The sequence below is a fragment of the Streptomyces sp. CLV115 genome (genome assembly GCF_038448545.1).
Classification (GTDB): Bacteria; Actinomycetota; Actinomycetes; order Streptomycetales; family Streptomycetaceae; genus Streptomyces; species Streptomyces sanglieri.
The window spans coordinates 1-668 of record NZ_JBCEWQ010000363.1 but is presented as its reverse complement, the minus strand read 5'-3'; the positions used below and the strand labels follow the sequence as shown (position 1 = coordinate 668).

General features: G+C 67.7%; 2 pseudogenes. Both read left to right on the top strand.

Features of this window, described 5'->3' with window-relative positions:
* Positions 1-264, top strand: a pseudogene (locus AADR41_RS42155) (electron transfer flavoprotein subunit beta); the annotation flags it as partial.
* Between the two features lie 78 nt (positions 265-342).
* Positions 343-668: pseudogene (locus tag AADR41_RS42150) on the top strand (electron transfer flavoprotein subunit alpha/FixB family protein); the annotation flags it as partial.

The following is a 668-nucleotide window of genomic DNA, read 5'->3' as shown; positions in this document are numbered from 1 at the left end:
GCGGTGGTGTCGGTGACGGACCAGTCGGGTGAGGCGCGGTATCCGTCGTTCAAGGGGATCATGGCGGCGAAGAAGAAGCCGGTCGTGTCGTGGGATCTGGACGATCTGGGGATCGGGTCGGACGAGGTGGGTCTTGAGGGTGCGTGGAGTGTGGTGGATTCCGCTGCGCAGCGTCCGGCTCGGACGGCGGGCACGATCGTGAAGGACGAGGGTGAGGGCGGCCGCCGGTTGGCGGAGTTCCTGGCGGGCCAGAAGTTCATCTGATCCGGCCCTGGCCCGGGTTCGGGTGCGTGTCGTAGTTCCTCCCTTGTTTCTTCGTTACTCGCAGGAGATTGAAGTCCCATGGCTGAAGTTCTGGTTTTTGTCGATCACGTGGACGGTGCGGTCCGTAAGCCGACGTTGGAGTTGCTGACGCTGGCGCGGCGGATCGGTGAGCCGGTGGCGCTCGCGGTGGGTGCCGGTGCGGCCGGTACGGCGGGGGTGCTGGCCGGGCATGGTGCGGTGCGGGTGCTGACGGCGGAGGATGCCGAGTTCGACGGGTATCTGGTCGTGCCGAAGGTGGATGCGTTGCAGGCGGCGTTCGAGGCGGTGTCGCCGGTGGCGGTGCTGGTGCCGTCGTCGGCGGAGGGCAAGGAGATCGCGGCGCGGCTCGCGGTGCGGATCGGTTC